Raw genomic sequence first — 20,056 nt, 5'->3', positions numbered from 1 at the left:
CTCATTCCTCGGGGGTGAAACCCCACTCCAATTTCTGTTTGAACTCGTTCCCCTGCCAGTGTTCCAAGACCTTGTCGCGCTGGAGGCGACCGACCAGGATGCCCGGCCCAATCCCGATGGTTTCCGAGAAGTCGTAGATCTCCTTGTTCCCCAGTGTCTCGCCATGAATGCGCAAGAACGCGGCGAGCAAATCCGGCGGGATAAGAGTGTCGGCCGAAAAGCGGTCGGCTTCCTCCTCGTATCTAGCCATGTTGACATCAACCACCTCGTCGCCCATCTCCTTGACCGCGTTGTCGATCACGAACGTCTGTAATCCGCGATGCAGAAGAATGTGGGCAACTTCATGGAAGAACGTGAACCAGAGCTGGTCGTCCGTCTTGTACCGGATGGTGAGGCCGATCAAAGCGTGCTTATCATTCAGCCACCGGGCACACCCGCTGATCCGTGTGCCCGGCAATCCCGGCACGAGCACAAGAGCAACCCCGAATTGCGCGCAGATCGCAATGGCTTCTTCCAAGGCATCGCCGACTTTTTTTCGCGTCAGACTCCGCAATCGCCCCAACGACGACCGCAACCGGTCTGCGTCGAAATCCGCAAGCTTCAACTTAGCCGCCTCGATTTCGGCCTCGCGAACCCATGCTGACACAGCTTCCTTCTGAGCGTCGAACACCTGTGTCTGACGAAAGGCAACTGGTTGAGCGTCCCACTTCAACCGCCACGTTTCTGGCGATCGCACGCCAAAGTAATCCAAAAGAGCTTCGGCATCGGAAACGTCCTCGGCCAGCGAGAACTGAAATTGCCTCATCATCTTCAATGGGAACCGCCGGCTCCACTCGACTAAAGTTAACGGCTTGACCATCTCGGGAGAGCCGCCGGTCGCAAACTTGACGATCTCGCTGATCCGGGCCGCCGAAAGCGGTACGGCGGGAGCGGATTCGTATGCGGCCTTGGCCTCTTCGGGCGTGAGCGGGCTGTAACCCTTCTTCTTTCGGAGCTTGCCGATGGCGCGATCCCAAGCTTTATCGGCGTCCGAGCTCATGGGTTCACCTCTGTGTGGTCAAGGAGAGCTTTCCGTTCGTGGATCCTCTCCCGAATTTTCTTCCATACCTTGCTCCGCGTTGCTTGCACCACGTTCTTCTTCTTGTTGTGCTGCTTCATAAGCAGCTCGGTGTCTGCTTCCTTGGGACCGCCTGCAGCAACGTCCGCACGCGCCACAGTCTGCTCGAACCCCTTCAGCTCGAAGTCAATTATCTGCTCCAACTGCTCCATGTGCCAAGTCGTCCTCGGTGAGTTCTCAGTCTCTTCAAGATCGGCTGACACGGGGGCGATCAGGTCGAACTCCAACCCACTGGTCGGCTGCTTCTTCTCGCCCTTGAGAATGTCCAGCGCGGCTCGATGGGCAATACTCTGAAACCACGGTCCGAACGGCTGCTTCCCGTTGAAGGTATGGGCGTTCTTCCACACTTTCATAGCGGCGTTGTTCACCGCTTGATCGATTTCTGGGTGTTGCAACTGGTGCCGGAACCGGTGACGGAGATCCCCGGTAACCTTGGGGGCGTGTCTTTCCATCAGTTCGGCCAGCGCGAACTCGTCCTTTGTCTCCGCAATTTTGCGGACAAGCGTTGCGTCGTCCTCTCCTGACGTTTCACCCATCTCTTGGAGCCTCCACTCTCCAATACGACTGTCACTTAACCAGAACCGCGAGATTTCTCTTAGATCTGATCAAACGTCCAGCATACCAGGCTTTTTTCCTTGATTCGCTGTCAAAAATCGCCAGTTCGGTTAAGTGACTGTCGTAACCAAGGATGAGGCGGAAGTGCCGCCAAGGAATCCACCCTTCAGTGGACGCTCTCAAGCCATCGTCCAAAGGACGATTGGAGGCCACATGAACACCATTGCCGAAAAGGCTCGCAAAGGCCGCGACCAACACGGTCACCACGAAAACCACGGGCACGAGGACCGCTGCGAAACTCGCGTCAAAGTTCCCTTTAACAACAAGGAGGTGTTCGTTCACCTCGGCGAGACGCCTGTCGCGACTCTCAAAAAGCTCGCCGGAATTCCGCTGACAGAAGACTTGGACCAGCTCATCGGCTCGAAAATCGTGGCCTTGCCCGACGACGGCAAGGTTCACATCACGGGTTGCGAAATCTTCCTCCATCATCCGAAGGATGGCGGGTCTTCATGAGCTTTTCCAACGAAGAAATCCGGGAACTGGCCGCCACGTTCCCGGGTGCCGAACGCGCCGAGGAGGCCGGTGTCACCTATTTCCAAATACCGGACGTCACGCTCCCTGACGGGTGCGGACCGTCCCCGCTGACACTCCTCCTTTGCCCGTCTCACGTAGGCGGCTACGACTACCGGTTGTTCTTCTCCGAACAGGTGAAAACTCCGGCGAACAAAAACTGGAACGGAAGCATCCACATTCTTGGCAGGACGTGGCACGCTTTTTCGTGGCAGGCGAAGGAAAAAGTCAGCCTGACGCAAATGGTGGCCCGTCTGCTGAGGGCGCTGACATGCCCATAACAATCCATCTGCCGCGAGCTTTGCATCAAGCGATTCTCGCCGACTTGCGTCGGCCCCATGCGCATGCGGCGGAGCGCATTGGGTTTCTTTATGGGCGACTGGCGACGGATTCGGTTCCCGTTATCCTCATGACTCGATACGTGCCTGTTCCTGACGAACAGTACGTCGTCGATCACACGGTCGGAGCGAGGATCAACGGCGATGCGATTCGAGCGGCGATGCAGGGCGTGCTCGACACCGGTGACGGCGTTTTTCACACACACATGCACGAGTGGTCGGGCCGACCGTCGTTTTCGCCAACCGATGACGACGAATTGCCCAACCTTATCCCCGCATTTCGCGCCGTCGGTCGCGACCAGGCGAGCGGATTGTTCCTTCTCAGCCCGGATTCCGCAATTGCGGACGTTTGGCTTCCCAGTGCGCGCGGACCCGAACGCGCGTCCCAAATCACGCTTGTCAGGTGAGTATCTTCAAGCATTGGAGCGGTAATGAGCGAAAGATATTCCCGACAGGGATTTTTAGGCATGGCCGGTCAGCTCGCCATCGAAACGGCTCGGGTGGCGGTGAACGGTTTGGGAGGTGGCGGTTCGCATATCGCCCCGCAACTCGCCCATCTCGGCGTTCAGAATTTTTTGTTGTATGACCATGACCGTGGCGACGAGTCGAACCTGAACCGAACCATGACTCTCGCCGAGGCTGACGTCGAAGCCGGGACACTGAAAGTCGAAGCCGCACGCCGACGGATTCACGAGATCAACCCTCGTGCTAATGTCGAAATCCATCCCTGCCGGTGGCAGGATCGGGAAAAAGCCCTGAATGGCTGCACGCTCGTCATGGGATGTGTCGATTCGTTCGGCGAGCGTCAGCAGATCGAAGCCTGCTGTAGGCGTCTTCTCATTCCTTACATCGACATCGGCATGGATGTTCACCCGGGCGGTGAGGAGCCTCCGGGAATGAGCGGCCAGGTTATTCTGTCGATGCCAGGCCTGCCTTGCATGTTCTGCATGGGGTTCTTGACCGATGAGAAAATTGGTCGAGAAGTCGCAAATTACGGCGCGGCGGGCGGCAAGCCGCAGGTGGTTTGGCCGAATGGCGTTCTCGCCTCCACCGCAGTCGGCATTGCCGTCAGCCTTCTGACCGGCTGGACGCGTTCTTCGCCCGCCCCCGTCTATCTGTCGTACAACGGCACCGACGGCACGTTGGTCCCACACATCCGGCTCAAATACCTCCCGCCCGAACCTTGTGAACATTACCCGCTGGCACAGGCTGGCGAGCCTGTGTTCGTGAAGATCTAGCCAATGGCTATGTGCTGAAAAGTGCCGAAATTGGGTCAATACAGTGGAAAAAGAGCTAATTCCGGCCGTTCCAGCAGAGTGTCCAAAACGCAAAACTCCTTGCAAAAAATAAGCTTTTCCGACGCCGTTCCAGTGTCATATTTCGTGCGGGTCGATCTAACCTTCATTAGCTCGATTTTGTCTGGATGGACATGAAAAATTGCCAAACAACTCCATCAAGGAATAAGGTGCGCTCGCGGAAGCCAGCGCACCTTATTACTTGATTGCATTGTCCGGCGATAAGTTACACACCAGTAATTACTTGGGTTTATTGGTAATTTTCAGTCTTGTCGGAATTCGTGGAGTTTGGGATGAAAGCAGGCTCCTCTTGGGCTTTGGGGTAATTGCCGTTGCCGGTAAACACGATCCGGTTGTCTGGCAAACTGGCGTTTGTCACGAGAATCCGGGCGGGCTTCCATCCAGTGACAATCAGTTCTTCCTCATCCATGTTTTCACCTGGGACGAACGCCCGTTGCAACATCGTGACGAAGGTGAGACCGGATACCTGAGCCCAACCGCTCCAACTGCTCAACCCGTCGGGTTGCTCGGGCACCGCCAGCCACTGAGTGGTGTTCGCTGACATTTCCGTTCCGTCTGCCCTTTGGATTGTCCCTTCGACCACTTCGTACCGGCCGCTGGGAGCGAACCAAGGGCCGGCCACTTTCCTGTCCCGCCGTCCCGTCCGACTTGAACAGCCTTGCGAACTCGTTCGTACCATAAACGGACGTTGGCACGAAGTTCATGTCGCTCGCGGTTTCGGCGTTACGAGACCGTTCCATCGTCGCCCGCCTTTCCGAAGGCAACCGTCCGCAGGCGACAGAAATCACTTCGGGCTTCGCCGCCAGGGTGCCTTGAAGGGTATCATCATGGAAGCGGACAGACATGTCGCGAGTCTCCGCCGAATGATTGATCAATTCGCCCGACTGATCAACGGATCAACAGACTGTCGCGCCAAGGTAGAAACCAAACTTGGAAAGCGGGATGAGGCGGGTCCGAGATGCAGGCCGCCTGAAATTCCCTCATTGGGACAACATTCGGATTTCGTCGCGTAACTTCGTCCGGGCGGCCTCCAAGCCGGAGGGAGAGATCGGGTTGGGCGATGTGTCCGAGGAAACCGAGAGTTCCAGCAGCCCCTTTTGTTTGTCGATGACGGCCCGAAACAGCGTGATGTGATTGGAACCCGACAACACGGCCGCCCAACCGCAGCGGATGACGACGACGACCCTCTCGCGGTTCTCACTCACGTCAAACCTGGTCAGTGAGGCGGCATGAAACTGTCCCGTCGGATGGGTTTCCTTCAGCAACATTCGGCCCCATGCCCCGGCCCTGTCCTCCCATGTGTTCCGTAGTGCGGCGAGTTCCGCGCGGTCATAAATGTTCCGTCCGGAAATGACCTGAGCGGCCAGGGAAGCAAATGATCGCCCGTATTTGGCCGTCAGCGATCGCCGCAGGGAATCCGCATCGAAATCAAACTGCTTGCTAATCGCCATTGACGCATTCATCTTCTCAGAGATGTCTTCAAATTTCGACTCCAGCCGTCTTGCCTTGTCTTGGACATCTTTGTCGTTGGAAGCCGCGGGGCTGACCTGATTCTCCCCCGGCCTCAGCGTTTCCAACTCCTCCAGCAACCGTGTCATTTTCTCAAACAGAAGACAGTCAGCCCGAAGAATCTGGATGAACCGACCCACCAAGGCGACCAAATCAGGATCAACGCCATCCAGCGGAATTTCCCCGATTCTGTCGGCCAGATCCCGAAACGCGGCGGCGGTTTTCTTGACGCGCACGAGGCCGGAATCGGAATTCGGTTCCGCGTAGCCTGTTTTTAAGGAAGCAATCCGGATCTGGTCGACCAGTTGTTTCCAGCAAGCCTCCACACGGTCCGGGTCGGCGTGGATCGAAGCCTTTCGGTTTGCCAAATCACAACTGAGCGTCAGCAGGACGATGAGAACGGCCGGCGCCAAGCCGCGTAACAGGCGTCTGGCTGCGGGGGGTGCCACGTTTGCTCGCATGGAACTCGTCTCCGTTCAGAAAAGGCCGGATGAATCGTTGGCCGGCTGAAAAAGCGAATCGACAAAAAGATACTTAAACACATCTTCTCTGGCGGCATCATCGCCGTCAATGACAAACCGCGACGACCGCCTTTTTCTCGAACAAGTGGGGTTTCGTATCCGTGAACGGCGGCTGGAACTCAAGATGACCCAGGCGGGCCTGGCTGAAGTCGCCGATCTGCATCGGACGTTCATCGGCTCGGTCGAACGAGGTGAGCGTAACGTTGCGTTGCTGAGCCTGCGGCGCATCGCCAGGGCGTTGCGAGTTCCCGTGGCCAATCTTTTGGGCGAGCCGCCCAACACCTGACATCAATTAAGAGCGTTCGGAAACAATGATGAACACCCGTGAAAACAATGGGGGTTTTTATCATTGTTTCCGAACTCTCTAAAAGAGATCGTCCGGCACAACCGGCAGAAACCCCGAACTCCCCACATCGAATTCCCTCCGGAGTTGACATGAGTCTCCCAGGAGTGTTACGCGAACACCTCGGCAAATCGGCATTACTCCAGTCGCATTTGTCGGCTTGGGAAAAAACAAGGCAAGGAAGAGGCCTTTCGTGGTCTCGTCCGTTCGGTGCGGATAGAAAGAAGATCGGGTGGCAAGGTGCGATCGCTTGGCAGTTCTGCGCCTCGAACTCCAACAACCACCAACTCTTCGGAACTGCATGCATACGACCCCGGTCACGCTGTTGGACCGTTTACGTCATTCGCCGGATGAGGCGGCCTGGCGAAGGCTGGTGCATCTCTATACGCCGCTGCTGTTCTCTTGGGCGCGACGCGCGGGCATGACGGAGCACGACGCCGCCGATCTCGTGCAGGAAGTTCTCACGGTCCTAGTGCAAATCCTTCCGCAATTCCACTACGACCGGCAAGGTCATTTTCGCGGCTGGCTCCGCACGATTACGCTCAACAAATTGCGTGATCGCAAGCGCCGCGAAGCTCTCGTGGTCAATGTCCCGATGGACGAAGACCCCGCGGCGGCCGACGGGGCGGATTCATTCTGGGAAAGAGAATACCGCCACGAACTGACCGCTCGCGCCTTGCAGCTCATGCAAGCCGACTTCGCTCCGACGACGTGGAAAGCGTGTTGGGAATTCGTCGCCCAAGGCCGGTCCGCCGCCGATGTCGCGAGTGAATTGGGCATTACCGAGAACGCCGTCTATCTCGCCAAGTGCCGTATCCTGCGCCGGTTACGGCAAGAGTTGGCGGGCCTTGTCGAATAATTTCCATTTTGCAGACAGGTTCCCTCTCGGTCGTTCGTACTGATGGCGTAAGTCTCGGCAAACATTTTCAAGGTGCGCCTATGTCGCTTGCCACTTGCCCGCCTTTGGACGATCTCGAACGGCTGTGCCTGAGCGGGTTGCCCGAGAGCGAGGCTGTCGAACTGGAGCAACACGTCCAGGAATGCCGGCCGTGCCTGGAGCGGCTGATCGCGTTGTTGCCCGCCCATGATACCCTGTCCGACGCCATGGCTGGCCGAAACACGCTCGGCATGCCCGCATCGGCGCATCCGCTGGTCGCTGAACTGATCCGCAAATTGGAAAACATCATGCCGACAGGTGCCCTCAAGAAGCCAGAGGTTCGCATGTTCACCTTGAACTGTTCGTCCTGCAAAAGGAATCTGACCGTCAAGGAAGCATCGGCAGACAAGATGGTCAAGTGCCCCGGTTGCGGCGCGATAATGACTGTTCCCGTTCGGGCGCCTGCGGGCGGTCCGGAATCGCAACCAGTCTGGCGAGGAGAAGCCACCGAGACTCCGAGCGAACGATTCGCGGCGCAATTCGGACCAGACGCGTCCGTTTCTGCGACGAACCCGTCGTTGAGCAAACCGGACGTCACACTGGGGTTAGAGCCTGATTCCAGCCATGATTCCAGTCTCAGCGATTTCTTGGCCCCGCCGCAAGCCGATGACGAACTTGGCAGGCTTGGCGGATATCGAATACTCAAGATTCTCGGTCATGGCGGCATGGGCGTCGTCTTTCTGGGGGAAGATCCCGCGCTCAACCGCAAGGTGGCGATCAAGGCAATGCTTCCTCAATTGGCACAGAGCAAGTCGTCGCAACAGAGATTTCTTCGCGAGGCGCGCACCGCCGCCGCCCTGGAGCACGATCACATCGTGGCCATTCACCAGGTCGGCGAAGACCGCGGCGCCCCGTATATCGTCATGCCGCTGCTCAAAGGCGAACCGCTCGACGATCGCCTCAAACGAGAACCGGCGCTTCCGCTGTCCGAGGTGTTGCGCATCGGCCGCGAAACCGCCGAAGGCCTGGCGGCCGCTCATGCGATCGGGCTGGTTCATCGCGACATCAAGCCAGCCAATATCTGGCTGGAGTCGCCCCGGAATCGCGTCAAGATCCTCGATTTTGGCCTCGCCCGCCTGGCCGCGCAGGAGTCCGGCCTGACTCAACAGGGCGCCATCATCGGCACCCCCGCCTACATGTCCCCGGAGCAGGCGCGAGGCGCCGCCGTCGACGCACGCTGTGATCTCTTCAGCCTTGGCGTCGTCCTCTATCGCATGAGCACCGGACGGCAACCATTCCACGGCGAGGACATCGTGTCCACGCTCATGGAAGTCGCCATGCATGATCCGTCCCCCCCGGTCATGGTCAATTTTGAACTGCCGCAAGAGCTGTCCGACTTGGTGATGAAATTGCTGGAGAAGGACTCCGCCAAGCGCGTCGCATCGGCCGGCGTCGTGATTGCGGCGTTGAAAAAGATCGAGGACGAGTTGAAGCGGCAACAGGCGATTACAGACCAGACGGAGGTTGTGAGCTTCGTTTCGGCGAAGAAAGGAACGACATCCGTTCAAGAAGGCGGCAACAAGACCAATTCGGCCGCAGGTTCAGCGCCGCGCCGCCGGAGCAAGAAACCGTTGCTCCTGATGGGATTGCTCTTTCTGGGCGGCTTGGTCGTCCTGGCGGGCGGAATGGACGGCATCATCCGCATCGCGACGCCGGAGGGGGACTTCGTCGTCAACACCGACGATCCCGATTTTAAATTCTCAGTCAGCAAAGGCACGGTGACTCTTGAAGACACCAACACGAAGCGAATTTACAACATGAAAGCCACTCGCAAGGCCAGCGGCGAGTATGAGCTGGACGTGACCGACGCGGGAGCCGACCTGTCGTTCAAGGTGAAGCAGTTCACGATCAAGCGAGGGGAACAGTTCGCGCTCAAGGCGACGTTTGAACCCAGGCAGTTGGTTCCCGTGAATCCGCCGCCTGAATTCCGGACTGACTCGATTGTCCGAAAATTCCAGGGGCACAATGACGAAGTCGCCAGTGTGGCCATGAGCGGTGACGGCAAATACGTCGTCACCGGGTCAAAAGACAGTACCGCGATCCTGTGGGACGCGGCTGGCGGCAAGCAAATCCAGACCTTCAAAGGGCATAAGGGCCGGGTCGCGAGCGTGGCCTTGAGTAGCGACGCCAAGCTCGTTCTGACCGGGTCATGGGACAATACAGCGATTCTGTGGGAAGCAGCCACCGGCGAGAAACTCCAAACTTTTCAGGGTACCAACAAAGGGGTCGATTGCGTGGCCCTGAGCGGCGACGGCAAACATGTCGTCACCACTTCAGGGGATCAGGCGATCCTGTGGGAGACGGCCGGCGGCAAGCAAATCCAGACTTTTCCGGGGCACACTGCCGCCGTCGTTAACGTGGCCTTGAGCGGCGACGGCAAGCTTGTCCTCACCGGATCATTTGACAACACGGCAATCCTTTGGGAGGCGGCCGGCGCCAAGAAACTCCAAACCTTCAAAGGACACACCGCCTTTGTCAAAAGTGTGGCCCTAAGCGGCGACGGGAAGTTCGTCGTCACCGGGTCAAACGACTTGACAGCGATCCTGTGGGAGGCGGCGAGCGGCAGGAAACTTCAAACCTTCAAGGGTCACACGTCCGGGATCAATTGCGTGGCCTTGAGCGGCGACGGCAAGCTTGTCTTCACCGGGACAAATGACAAAACAGCGATCCTGTGGGACGCCGCCACCGGAAAGAAACTCCACACCCTCAGGGGACACACTGCCCAGGTCTATGGCGTGGCGCTTAGCGCCGACGGCAAGCACCTCGTCACCGGGTCAAAGGACGGGACCGCAATCCTGTGGGCATTCAACGCCGCGCCGTCTCAGGAGCCGTGGGAAAAGTTGCTGGCCACGAAGGATTTTTCCATGTGGGGGAAGGCTGACGGCGGGCAGGCCGATGCCTTCAAGTTCGTCGAATCCGAAACGGAGCCGGTGCTGGCTCTCCGCAAGGTTCCCAAGGCGGCGTATCTCTGGTCAAACAGAATAATGCAAAGTAATCATGTGCGCATGGACATCAAGTTCCCCGGCAAGGAGGCGGGCCACTTGCAATTCGCGTACATGTCGCCCGATGGCAAATCCGGCCTTTATTTCCATCTGTCACAAAAAGGAGCTGTGTGGGTTGGTCCAAATCCAAAAATGGTTCAGGGCCTCCTTGAGCGAAGCGTTATCTTGCCCACGGGAGAAAAATCGCTCAAGGGAGGCGCCGCAATCCTCAACCCCGCCGGCGACTGGAACCAGCTCGATCTCGTGCGGGTGGACGATTCTGTCGCTGTCTTCATCAATCACCGCTTCGTCGCGGCATACACGAGTATTCGCCGGGTGCGGGACGGTGTTGACACCGATTTTGGCAACGTGAGTTTTAACTTGGATTGTCAGAACAGCGAGGTTTGGGTTCGCCGCGTCGAGGTCCGCGACATCAGTGCCCTGCCGGAGGAATTAATTGCCGCCGCCCCGTTGCCGCCGCTCGATCCCGCGTGGGCAAAGACGGTAGCGGCCATGAAGGCCGAGCAGCAGGTCGAAGCGGTCAGGGCCGAACTAATGAAACGCAACCCGGGCTTCGACGGCAAGGCAGAGTACAAGCTCAACAAAGATGGAGAGGTGGATCGCCTTGAATTCTTCACCGACAAGGTGACCGACCTCTCGCCGGTGCAAGCCTTGACAAAGTTACAGGCCTTGGAGTGCCGGGGCGCTGCGTGGGGCAACAGGGCGCCGCTTGCAGACCTGTCCCCGTTGAAGGACATGAAACTTCGTGGTTTGTACTGTCAAAATACGAGCGTTTCCGACCTGTCGCCCCTGAAGGACATGCCGCTGTGGTCCTTGAATTGCGGTGACACAAATGTTGCCGATCTTTCCTCATTGAAGAATCTGAAAGAACTGTCGTGGCTCGATTGTGGCGACACCAAGGTGACCGACCTGTCGCCACTGAAGGGTATGTCGCGGATGGAGTTCTTGAAGTTTTACCGAACGTCGGTCGCGGATCTGTCGCCTCTGCAAGGCATGAAGTTGAAGGAACTGATTTGCGGGGGCACGAAGGTGACCGATTTATCAGTGTTGAAAGGCATGCCGCTAAAGGAGATTCAGATCATCCCGTTTCCAGACCGCAATATTGAATTAATCCGCTCGATCCCGACGCTGGAAAAGATCAACGGAAAAGACTCTAAGGAGTTTTTGAAGGGCGAGGGCGCCTCGGCATTACCACCGCTCGATCCCACCTGGCTCCAAGCAATCGTGGCGATGAAACCGGAACAGCAGGTCGAAGCGGTCAGGGCCGAACTAATGAAACGCAACCCGGGCTTCGACGGCACAATGAAGGAAAAGATCGAAGGCGGCAGCGTCACGGAGTTGCGATTCCTGACGGATCGGGTGACGGACATCTCACCGGTAAGGGTGCTTTCTGGCCTGCGACAACTGGAATGCAACGGTACTTGGCCGAACAAGGGGCAACTCGCCGATCTGTCGCCGCTCAAAGGCATGAACCTCACGAAGATGTCTTGTTCGGCCACGCTTGTCACCGATCTGTCGCCGCTCAGGGAGATGAAGCTGACGGTCCTGTGGTGCCCCGGCACCTTGGTCTCGGATCTGGGGCCGCTCAAGGGCATGCCGCTGAATAAATTGCTAATTTACAATACGAAGGTGTCCGACCTGTCGCCCCTCAAGGGAATGCCGATGGCGGAACTGAGTTGCAATGAGACGAAACTAACCGATCTGTCGCCCCTCAGGGGCATGCCTCTTAAAGTGCTTGATTGGAACTTCAACGCGGAGCGTGATACTGAAATTCTGCGATCGATCCCGACATTGGAAATGATCAACGGTAAGGAGGCCAAAGAGTTTTTGAGCAGCGCCAAGGCGGCGGGACTGAAATAAACCACCAGAAATCCATGTGAAATCTGAGTGCATGTTGGGAAGATTGTCATTTGAGTTTGCGAGGCCGAGGTCGCCGCCGGTCTCGAACCAAGCGGCAGGTCATGATTCCTAGAGCAGAGTTCGGAAACTTGTAGCGTCGGATAAAATGGTTCCAAGGGGAAAGAACCATGCGAGCCTACAGCAGCGACCTGCGTATTCGGATTGATGAGGCTCGTCAGTCGGGCGAAACCACGGCCGAAGTCGCCGAGCGATTCGGGGTATGCACCGCTTTTGTGCGTCAGTTGTGCCAGCAGTTCCGCGAGACTGGGTCACTGGCCCAGCGGCCTTTCGGAAGAGGATCGGCCCGTAAACTGGCCGGCCACAAGGAGGCGCTGCGTCGGGGCGTGCTCGAACACCCGGACGCCACCCCGGACGAACCTCGCGAACGCCTGAGGCTGCCCGCCTCGCGCGTGATGGTCTGGCGAACGATGTGACGGTTGCGACTGACCCTGAAGAAGAAATCGGTCCGTGCCTCCGAACAAGACCGCCCCGACGTGGCGGAGGCGAGGCGGGAATGGCCGTCGAAACTGGCGGGCGTGTCTGCGGATGAGTTGGTGTTTCTGGACGAAACCGGGGCGACCACGACCATGCAACGAACGCACGGAATGGTCCGGCCGGGGAACGGGTGATCGCCGAGGCCCCGTTTAAACGATGGAAGGGAGTGACCTTTATCGGGGTGTTGACCTCCGGCGGGCTGGCCGCTCCGTGGGCGTTCGAGGGGGCGATGAACGGGGAACTGTTCTCGGCCTATGTCGGGCAGGTGTTGGTCACCTCGTTGCGGCCGGGAATGCGGTGGTGATGGACAACCTTCCCGCCTCCAAGGTCAGCGGGATTGAGACGGCCATCCGCTCCGTGAAATACCGGCTGGAATACCTGCCGTCGTACAGCCCGGACCTCAATTCCATCGAGAACGCTTTCTCGAAGTTGAAACGAGGCTTGCGGGATTGGGCCGCCCGGACCACCAAAGGCATTTACAAAGCCCTGCGCCAGATCATTCCCCGCTTCCAACCGAACGAATGCCTGAACTACTTCCGGCACTGCGGCTATGCGGCCGCTACGACAGCCTGAACTCAGTTATAGTCAGGCGGGCAATGTAATATCGTCACGCCAAGCACGCTCTTGTCGGATGAATCTTACATGGGATCGTCCGGCACAATCAACGAAATCCTCGAACTCCTCGCAAGGTTGGACGAAGCATGGAAACGAACCCGTCGCCGACCCCGCCCGTCAACGATGCCTCCCCGGCGGCCGGGCCATGGTTGCAGGTGTACGGCTCAGCCCATTTCCCGGAGTGGCTGGCCGGTCAGCGGCTCAGTCTGGCGTTCACCACTTATCAGGCCGGCAAACTGCTGTTTCTGGGTCGGCACCCCGACGGCCGGATGGCCGTTTTTGAGCGAACCTTTCAACGCTGCATGGGCCTGTGCGGCGACGGCCAGACCTTGTGGCTCAGCACGCTCTCCCAACTGTGGCGTTTTGAAAACTCGCTGGCGCCGGGCGAATCGTATCAGGGGGCGGACAGGCTTTACATTCCCCGCGCCGCCCACACCACCGGTGATTTGGACATCCACGATGTTGTCGTGGAATCAAGCGGCCGGGTGGTCTTCGTCAACACTCGGTTCGGCTGTCTGGCGACCTTGAACGAACGGGCCAGCTTCACGCCGTTGTGGAAGCCGCCGTTTCTGAGCAAGCTGGTCCCGGAGGATCGCTGCCACTTGAACGGCCTCGCCTTGGACAACGGCAAAGCCCGGTTCGTCACGGCGGTTGGTGTCTGCGATGTCATCGATGGCTGGCGCGACAAGCGCCGGGACGGCGGCGTGGTGATCGATGTTCAAAGCAACGAGATCGTCGCCACCGGGCTGTCGATGCCGCATTCGCCGCGGGTTTACCGGGGCAAACTCTGGCTGCTCAACGCCGGCACCGGCTATTTCGGCAGCATTGACCTGGCCAAGGGGAAGTTCGAGCCGCTGACCTTCTGCCCCGGCTTCCTGCGCGGGCTGGCTTTCGCCGGGGATTACGCCATCGTGGGCCTCTCCGGCCCGCGTCACGAACACAACACTTTTGGCGGCCTGCCACTGGACGACGAACTGGCGAAGCGGGGCTCCGAGCCGCGCGGGGGCCTGCAGGTCATCGACCTGCGCACCGGCGACGTGGCCCACTGGGTCCGGCTCGAAGGCGTCATCACCGAACTGTACGACGTGATCGCCCTGCCGAATGTGGTCCGGCCGATCGCCTTGGGCTTCAAGACGGACGAGATTCAACGCCTGCTCACCGTGGGCGAAGTCGGGACTCTTTAACGAAACATTCGATCTGATTTTTAGGAGAATTGCCAGTGGGTTGATTTCCTGAATTGCACAGGCAGAGCTTTCGGCGATTTCATGAGAAATGACCGTCAGATAACTGAAATGTAACCTTTAGACACAAGCTGCTTTGTTAAAATCGAGCGTTCATGATTGGGTAAAAACGGCCGGATTCGGTGTTGGCGTAAAACTCGCAAAAAGCAAATTTCAACCAGCGGATTAAATGAACGATCATCCGATTGCCAAGATGGTAAAGAAGTGGCTCGCTGAACGCCGGACGCCCGCCGGGGGAAATTCTCGCCGGTTGTTCCGGCCGGTGCTGCGGGAACTGGATGATCGGATCACCCCGGCGTCGGTCACCTCGGTGGCCACGTCGGGCTTGGGCATCACCGCCGGAACCGGGGATTTGCGGGCGGGCCAGACGGCGACGCTCACCGTCAATTTCGACACCGCCGTGACGGTCGACAGCACGAGCGGCCTGCCGACCCTGAAGCTGAACGACGGGGCCACCGCCACCTATGCCGACGGGTCGGGAACCTCCGCGTTGACCTTCACTTACACCGTGGCGTCGGGGCAGAACACCGCCGATCTGGCCGTGACGGCCTTCAAACTCAACGGCGAGGACCTGGGCGTCACCGACGTCAGCGGCGCCGTCGCCAACCCGCTCGGGACGCTGAAGATCGACACGGTCGCCCCCACGGCGGCCATCATCCTCGGCGGCGCCGCCAGCCAATCCTCGGGGGCGGCGTTGCAATTCGACGTGCAATTCTCCGAGCCCGTCTCCGGCGTGGACACGACCGACTTTTCCCTCGTCACCTCTGGCGTGATTGGCGACTCGATTGTCAGCGTCAAAATGATTGACAACGCCCATTACACCGTGGACGTGGCCTCCGGCTACGGCGCCGGAACTATCGGGCTGTATCTCGCCACCGCCACCGACATCAAGGACCTTGCCGGCAATGTAATCGGCGGCGGCGCCTTCACCAATGCCCCCAACTCTCCCATCCACGTCGGCACTGGCCCGAGATCGGTGGCCATCGGGGATGTAAATGGCGACGGCATCCCCGATCTCGTTGTCTCCAATTATGGCAGCAACAACGTCAGCGTGCTGTTGGGAACCGGAACCGGCACGTTCGGCGACCCCGTCAACTTCCCGGTCGTTAGTGGTCCGTATTCGGTGGCGATCGGAGATGTGAACGGGGATGGCAAGCTCGACATTGTCACCGCCAACGAATTCAGCAACAACGTCAGTGTGCTGCTGGGAACCGGAACCGGATCGTTCGGCGCCGCCGCCAACTTCGCCGTCGGCACAACGCCGCGTTCGGTGGCGATCGGGGATGTGAATGGCGACGGCAAACTTGACATCGTCGCCGCCAACATCAACGACAACAACGTCAGCGTCCTGTTGGGAACCGGAAACGGGTCGTTTGGCGCCGCCGCTAGTTTCGCCGCCGGCACGACTCCGTCTTCGGTGGCGATTGGTGATGTGAACGACGACGGCAAGCCCGACATTGTCACCGCCAATTTACATGGCAACAACGTCAGCGTGCTGTTGGGGACCGGAGACGGATCGTTCGGCGCCGCCACTAACTTCGCCGTCGGCACAACGCCCCGCTCGGTGGCGATCGGAGACGTGAACGGGGACGGCAAGCCCGACCTCGTCGTCGCCAATGTCAACGACAACAACGTCAGCGTGCTGTTGGGGACCGGAAACGGGTCGTTCGGCGCCGCCAACAACTTCACCGGCGTCGGAACGCCTCGTTTGGTGGTGATCGGGGACATAAACGGGGACGGCAAGCCTGACGTCGTCGCCGCCGATGGCGGCAACGACGTCAGCGTGCTGCTGGGAACCGGAACCGGATCGTTCTTCCCCGCTTTTGGCACTCCCGTCGACGTTGGCGTGTCTCCGTTTGCGGTGGCCATCGGAGACTTGAACGGAGACGGCAAGCCCGATATTGTCGCCACCAACACCGGCACCAGCAACGTCAGCGTCCTGTTGAACAGCACCCTGGACCGAACCGAGCCGGCATTCACGCTGACGATCCCGGTGGCCGCTTCCGTGACAGCCTCCGGCTTGGGTATCACCGCCGGAACGGGCGACTTGCGGGCGGGCCAGACGGTGACGCTTGCCGTCAGCTTTGACCGGGCCGTGAACGTGGACAGCACAAACGGCCTCCCCACGCTCACCCTCAACGACGGGGCCACCGCCGCCTATGCCGGCGGCTCCGGGACTTCCTCGCTGACCTTCATTTACACCGTGGCGCCGGGACAGCACACCGCCGATCTGGCCGTCACCGCCTTCAATCTCAACGGAGCCGTCCTCGGCGGCGCCGACACCAGCGGCGCCGTCGCCAACCCGCTCGGAACGCTGGCCATCGACACCACCGCCCCCATGGCCACCATTGCCCTGGCCGGTGCCGCCACCCAAGTCGCCGGGGCCGGGTTGCAATTCAATGTGACCTTCTCCGAGCCCGTCTCGAACGTTGATGCAAGCGATTTCGCCCTCGCCGCCACCGGCGTCAGCGGCCAGTCGATCACCGATGTGACCCCGTCGGGGGACAACATCCACTTCACCGTGGACGTGGCCTCCGGTTCCGGCGCTGGAAGCATCGGCCTGAACATCGCCGACACCAACGACATCAAAGACCTTGCCGGCAATGGCTTCGGCGGCGGCGCCTTCACCGCCGCCTCCAACTCTCCCCTTACTGTTGGCTCGGCTCCGAGATCGGTGTCGATCGGGGACGTGAACGGGGACGGCATGCCCGACGTCGTCGCCGCCAACTTCTACGGCAACACTGTCAGCGTCCTGTTGGGAACCGGGAACGGCTTGTTCGGCGCCGCCGCCAACTTCCCCGTCGGCATGCAGCCGTATTCGGTGTCGATCGGTGACGTGAACGGGGACGGCATGCCCGATCTCGTCACCGCCAATGAAGGCAACAGCAACGTCAGTGTCCTGTTGGGAACCGGGAACGGCTCGTTCGGCGCCGCCGCCAACTTCACCGTCGGCACGAATCCGGAATCGGCGGTGATCGGAGATGTGAACGGAGACGGCAAGCCAGATCTCGTCACTGCCAACGCCAGCAACGGCAGCGTCAGCGTCCTGTTGGGGACCGGAACCGGCTCGTTCGGCGCCGCCGCCAACTTCCCCGGCGGCAATGGTCCGGTCTCGGTGGTGATCGGAGACATGAACGGAGACGGCAAGCCCGACCTCGCCACCGGCAACGTCGGCAACGGCACCGTCAGCGTCCTGCTGGGGACCGGAACCGGCACGTTCGGCGCCGCCGCCAGCTTCACCGTCGGCAGTGGTCCGGAATCGATGGCGATTGGTGATGTGAACAGTGACGGCAAGCCCGACCTCATCACTGCCAACCCAGTCAGCGCCAACGTCAGCGTCCTGTTGGGAACCGGAACCGGCACGTTCGGCGCCGCCGCCAACTTCCCTGTCGGCACGGCTCCTCTCTCGGTGGCGATTGGCGATGTGAACGGGGACGGCAAGCCCGACCTTGTCACCGCCAACGGAAACGTCACCGCCAGCGTCCTGTCGGGGGCCGGGGATGGCACGTTCACCCTCGCCTCAGGCTCTCCTTTCGCCGCCGGCCCGGCTCTGCGTTCGGCGGTCATCGGGGACGTGAACGGCGACGGCCGGCCCGACCTCATCACCAGCCACCTCCAGGGCAACACCATCGGCATCCTGTTAAACGGAGCGACGGTCCAAACCGGGCCGGTCTACACGCTACAGACCCCGGCCGCCGCCACCTCGGTGACGACCTCGGGCTTGGGCATCACCGCCGGGTCGGGTGATCTGCGGGCGGGCCAGACGGTGACCCTCACCGTTCAATTCGACAAGACCGTGACGGTGGACAGCAGAAACGGCCTCCCCACGCTCACGCTCAACGACGGGGCCACGGCCACTTATTCCGGCGGGTCGGGAACGTTCGCGTTGACATTCGTTTACCCCATCAAGCCCGGAGACAACACCGCCGATCTGGCCGTGACCAAGCTCAACCTCAACGGCGCCCTCCTCAACGGGGCCGTCGGGGCCGACACCAGCGGCGCCACAACCAACCCGGCCGGCACGCTGGCGATTGACACCAAGGCTCCCACGGCGACCATCGCCTTGGTCGGCGCCTCCACCCGCACCACCGGGGCGACGTTACAATTCAACGTGACCTTCTCCGAGCGGGTCTTGAACGTGGACAAAACCGACTTCGCCCTCGCCGCCACCGGCGTCTCCGGCCAGTCGATCACCGATGTGACCCCGTCGGCGGACAACATTCACTACACCGTCACCGTGGACTCCGGGTCCGGCGCCGGAAGCATCGGCCTGAACATCGCCGCCACCAACGACATCAAAGACCTTGCCGGCAATGGACTCGGGGGCGGGGACTTCACCGAGGCCCAAAACTCTCCCATCGCCGTCGCCGGCACGAAGCCGTTGCCCGTGGTGATCGGAGACTTCAACGGCGACGGCATTCCCGACCTCGTCACCGCTAATTTTGGCAGCAAAAACATCAGCGTCTTGTTGGGAACGGGAACCGGCTCGTTCGGCGCCCCCGTCAACTTTGGCACCGGCCGCGATCCCTCCTCGCTGGCGGTGGCGGACTTCAACGGCGACGGTGTCCCCGATCTCGCCACCACCAACCCCGGCGACGACACCATTAGCGTGTTGTTGGGAACCGGAACTGGATCATTCGCCCCCGCCATTAGTTTGTCCGCCGGCTCGACCCCGAGATCGGCGGTGATCGGGGACTTCAACGGCGACGGCAAACCCGATCTCGTCTACGCCAACCAAGACAACAACAACGTCAGCATCCGGCTGGGAACCGGAACCGGGACATTTGGCGCCGCCACCAACTTCTCCGTCGGCTCGAAGCCGGGTGCGGTGTCGATCGGTGATGTGAACGGCGACGGCAAACCCGATCTCGTCGTCGGCAACTACTTGGGCAACAACGTCAGCGTCTTGTTGGGAACCGGAACCGGGGCGTTTGGCGCTGCCACTAACTTCCCCGTTGGCTCAACCCCGTCCTCGGTGGCCATCGGGGACGTGAACGACGATGGCATCCCCGACCTCGCCATCACCAACTACCATATCGGCGTCAACACCGTCAGCGTCCTGTTGGGAACCGGAACCGGGGCGTTTGGCGCCGCCGCCAGCTACCACCTCCCCAACCAACCGTCCACCGTGAAGATCCAGGACGTGAACGGCGACGGCAAGCCCGATCTCGTCGTCGGCAATTTTGGCGGCGACTCCGTCAGCGTGTTGGCCGGAAACGGAACCGGTTCGTTTGCCGCAGCCAACAGTTTTGCCGTCGGCTTGAATCCGGGTTCGGTGGCCATCGGGGACGTGAACGGCGACGGCCTCCCGGACTTCGTCGCCGCCAATTACTTCGGGAACAACCTTAGCATTCTGTTAAACGGGGCGACGGTCCAAACCGGGCCGGTCTATACGCTGGAGACGCCGGCCGCCGTCACCTCGGTGACCGCTTCAGGCTTGGGCATCACCGCCGGGGCGGGCGATTTGCGGGCGGGCCAAACCGTGACGCTCACCGTCAATTTCGACAAGACCGTGACGGTGAACAGCAGAAACGGCCTCCCCACGCTCACGCTCAACGACGGGGCCACGGCCACTTATTCCGGTGGGTCGGGAACGTC

At 60.1% G+C, this 20,056-nt stretch carries 17 protein-coding genes; 13 read left to right on the top strand and 4 right to left on the bottom strand.

All coding sequences use genetic code 11. The features are described 5' to 3' along the window. Position 1: 1 nt before the first annotated feature. Both BGIM_RS48165 and BGIM_RS0101295 read right to left on the bottom strand, forming a co-directional pair. Positions 2 to 1,039: an ImmA/IrrE family metallo-endopeptidase gene (locus BGIM_RS48165; RefSeq protein WP_020467997.1), complete on the bottom strand. Its 1,038-nt coding sequence runs from the start codon at positions 1,037 to 1,039 to the stop codon at positions 2 to 4. Next, entirely contained in the window at positions 1,036 to 1,653 is a 618-nt protein-coding gene (locus tag BGIM_RS0101295; RefSeq protein WP_020467996.1) for an RNA polymerase sigma factor, read from the bottom strand. Before BGIM_RS0101295 ends, BGIM_RS48165 begins: the two co-directional genes overlap by 4 nt. A 232-nt stretch (positions 1,654 to 1,885) precedes the next feature. Between BGIM_RS0101295 and BGIM_RS0101290 the strand changes: the two genes are divergently transcribed. Genes BGIM_RS0101290 through BGIM_RS0101275 form a run of 4 tightly spaced genes read left to right on the top strand, consistent with a single transcriptional unit; the run spans position 1,886 to position 3,818 of the window. Further along, a complete protein-coding gene (locus BGIM_RS0101290) occupies positions 1,886 to 2,185 on the top strand; it encodes a hypothetical protein (RefSeq protein ID WP_020467995.1) in 300 nt (99 codons plus the stop codon). After that, entirely contained in the window at positions 2,182 to 2,523 is a 342-nt protein-coding gene (locus BGIM_RS0101285; RefSeq protein ID WP_020467994.1) for a hypothetical protein, read from the top strand. Before BGIM_RS0101290 ends, BGIM_RS0101285 begins: the two co-directional genes overlap by 4 nt. Continuing rightward, the gene (locus BGIM_RS48160) at positions 2,514 to 2,987 is read left to right on the top strand and encodes a hypothetical protein (RefSeq protein ID WP_020467993.1); all 474 of its coding nucleotides are present in this window, start codon (positions 2,514 to 2,516) and stop codon (positions 2,985 to 2,987) included. Before BGIM_RS0101285 ends, BGIM_RS48160 begins: the two co-directional genes overlap by 10 nt. Before the next feature lie 24 nt (positions 2,988 to 3,011). Then, positions 3,012 to 3,818, top strand: a complete 807-nt coding sequence (locus tag BGIM_RS0101275) for a HesA/MoeB/ThiF family protein (protein WP_029629629.1) — start codon at positions 3,012 to 3,014, stop codon at positions 3,816 to 3,818. 307 nt (positions 3,819 to 4,125) lie between these two features. Here the strand turns inward: BGIM_RS0101275 and BGIM_RS0101270 are convergent, their stop codons facing one another. Together BGIM_RS0101270 and BGIM_RS0101265 are read right to left on the bottom strand one after the other, a co-directional pair. Continuing rightward, positions 4,126 to 4,440, bottom strand: coding sequence for a hypothetical protein (locus tag BGIM_RS0101270; protein ID WP_157368551.1), 315 nt, complete (start codon positions 4,438 to 4,440; stop codon positions 4,126 to 4,128). A 436-nt stretch (positions 4,441 to 4,876) separates the two neighbouring features. After that, positions 4,877 to 5,866, bottom strand: coding sequence for a hypothetical protein (locus BGIM_RS0101265; protein WP_020467990.1), 990 nt, complete (start codon positions 5,864 to 5,866; stop codon positions 4,877 to 4,879). 109 nt (positions 5,867 to 5,975) lie between these two features. On the opposite strand from BGIM_RS0101265, the gene BGIM_RS0101260 reads away from it, so the two are divergent. The 9 genes from BGIM_RS0101260 to BGIM_RS65725 form a co-directional block, all read left to right on the top strand. Further along, positions 5,976 to 6,212: a helix-turn-helix domain-containing protein gene (locus tag BGIM_RS0101260; protein WP_020467989.1), complete on the top strand. Its 237-nt coding sequence runs from the start codon at positions 5,976 to 5,978 to the stop codon at positions 6,210 to 6,212. A 358-nt stretch (positions 6,213 to 6,570) separates the two neighbouring features. Next, entirely contained in the window at positions 6,571 to 7,128 is a 558-nt protein-coding gene (locus BGIM_RS0101255) for an RNA polymerase sigma factor (protein ID WP_020467988.1), read from the top strand. 80 nt (positions 7,129 to 7,208) lie between these two features. After that, entirely contained in the window at positions 7,209 to 12,068 is a 4,860-nt protein-coding gene (locus tag BGIM_RS56770) for a protein kinase domain-containing protein (protein ID WP_020467987.1), read from the top strand. Positions 12,069 to 12,235: 167 nt separating this feature from the next. Then, on the top strand, positions 12,236 to 12,541 hold the full coding sequence (locus BGIM_RS66895) for a helix-turn-helix domain-containing protein (protein WP_020467986.1): 306 nt from the start codon (positions 12,236 to 12,238) through the stop codon (positions 12,539 to 12,541). A gap of 3 nt (positions 12,542 to 12,544) precedes the next feature. Next, a complete protein-coding gene (locus BGIM_RS66890; protein WP_020467985.1) occupies positions 12,545 to 12,736 on the top strand; it encodes a hypothetical protein in 192 nt (63 codons plus the stop codon). Continuing rightward, positions 12,733 to 12,906, top strand: a complete 174-nt coding sequence (locus BGIM_RS66885; RefSeq protein ID WP_020467984.1) for a hypothetical protein — start codon at positions 12,733 to 12,735, stop codon at positions 12,904 to 12,906. The genes BGIM_RS66890 and BGIM_RS66885 overlap by 4 nt, the downstream gene beginning before the upstream one ends. After that, positions 12,906 to 13,175, top strand: a complete 270-nt coding sequence (locus tag BGIM_RS66880; RefSeq protein ID WP_020467983.1) for a transposase — start codon at positions 12,906 to 12,908, stop codon at positions 13,173 to 13,175. Before BGIM_RS66885 ends, BGIM_RS66880 begins: the two co-directional genes overlap by 1 nt. Positions 13,176 to 13,303: 128 nt before the next feature. Beyond that, complete coding sequence (locus tag BGIM_RS0101230; RefSeq protein ID WP_020467982.1) at positions 13,304 to 14,401, top strand: TIGR03032 family protein; 1,098 nt, start codon at positions 13,304 to 13,306, stop codon at positions 14,399 to 14,401. A gap of 226 nt (positions 14,402 to 14,627) precedes the next feature. Further along, positions 14,628 to 20,056: beta strand repeat-containing protein (locus tag BGIM_RS65725; protein ID WP_193788942.1), on the top strand; the 5,429-nt coding region annotated here is incomplete at its 3' end.

Origin of the sequence: Zavarzinella formosa DSM 19928 (genome assembly GCF_000255705.1) — a bacterium.
In the GTDB taxonomy this organism is placed as follows: Bacteria; Planctomycetota; Planctomycetia; order Gemmatales; family Gemmataceae; genus Zavarzinella; species Zavarzinella formosa.
The sequence above is the reverse complement of the archived record's forward strand: the minus strand, read 5'-3'. Positions and strand labels throughout refer to the sequence as shown.

Bases quoted from the DNA above. Each gene is read 5' to 3' on its own strand.
- BGIM_RS48165 (WP_020467997.1), bottom strand. From the start codon at position 1,039: ATGAGCTCGGACGCCGATAAAGCTTGGGATCGCGCCATCGGCAAGCTC.
- BGIM_RS0101295 (WP_020467996.1), bottom strand. From the start codon at position 1,653: ATGGGTGAAACGTCAGGAGAGGACGACGCAACGCTTGTCCGCAAAATT.
- BGIM_RS0101290 (WP_020467995.1), top strand. From the start codon at position 1,886: ATGAACACCATTGCCGAAAAGGCTCGCAAAGGCCGCGACCAACACGGT.
- BGIM_RS0101285 (WP_020467994.1), top strand. From the start codon at position 2,182: ATGAGCTTTTCCAACGAAGAAATCCGGGAACTGGCCGCCACGTTCCCG.
- BGIM_RS48160 (WP_020467993.1), top strand. From the start codon at position 2,514: ATGCCCATAACAATCCATCTGCCGCGAGCTTTGCATCAAGCGATTCTC.
- BGIM_RS0101275 (WP_029629629.1), top strand. From the start codon at position 3,012: ATGAGCGAAAGATATTCCCGACAGGGATTTTTAGGCATGGCCGGTCAG.
- BGIM_RS0101270 (WP_157368551.1), bottom strand. From the start codon at position 4,440: ATGTCAGCGAACACCACTCAGTGGCTGGCGGTGCCCGAGCAACCCGAC.
- BGIM_RS0101265 (WP_020467990.1), bottom strand. From the start codon at position 5,866: ATGCGAGCAAACGTGGCACCCCCCGCAGCCAGACGCCTGTTACGCGGC.
- BGIM_RS0101260 (WP_020467989.1), top strand. From the start codon at position 5,976: ATGACAAACCGCGACGACCGCCTTTTTCTCGAACAAGTGGGGTTTCGT.
- BGIM_RS0101255 (WP_020467988.1), top strand. From the start codon at position 6,571: ATGCATACGACCCCGGTCACGCTGTTGGACCGTTTACGTCATTCGCCG.
- BGIM_RS56770 (WP_020467987.1), top strand. From the start codon at position 7,209: ATGTCGCTTGCCACTTGCCCGCCTTTGGACGATCTCGAACGGCTGTGC.
- BGIM_RS66895 (WP_020467986.1), top strand. From the start codon at position 12,236: ATGCGAGCCTACAGCAGCGACCTGCGTATTCGGATTGATGAGGCTCGT.
- BGIM_RS66880 (WP_020467983.1), top strand. From the start codon at position 12,906: ATGGACAACCTTCCCGCCTCCAAGGTCAGCGGGATTGAGACGGCCATC.
- BGIM_RS0101230 (WP_020467982.1), top strand. From the start codon at position 13,304: ATGGAAACGAACCCGTCGCCGACCCCGCCCGTCAACGATGCCTCCCCG.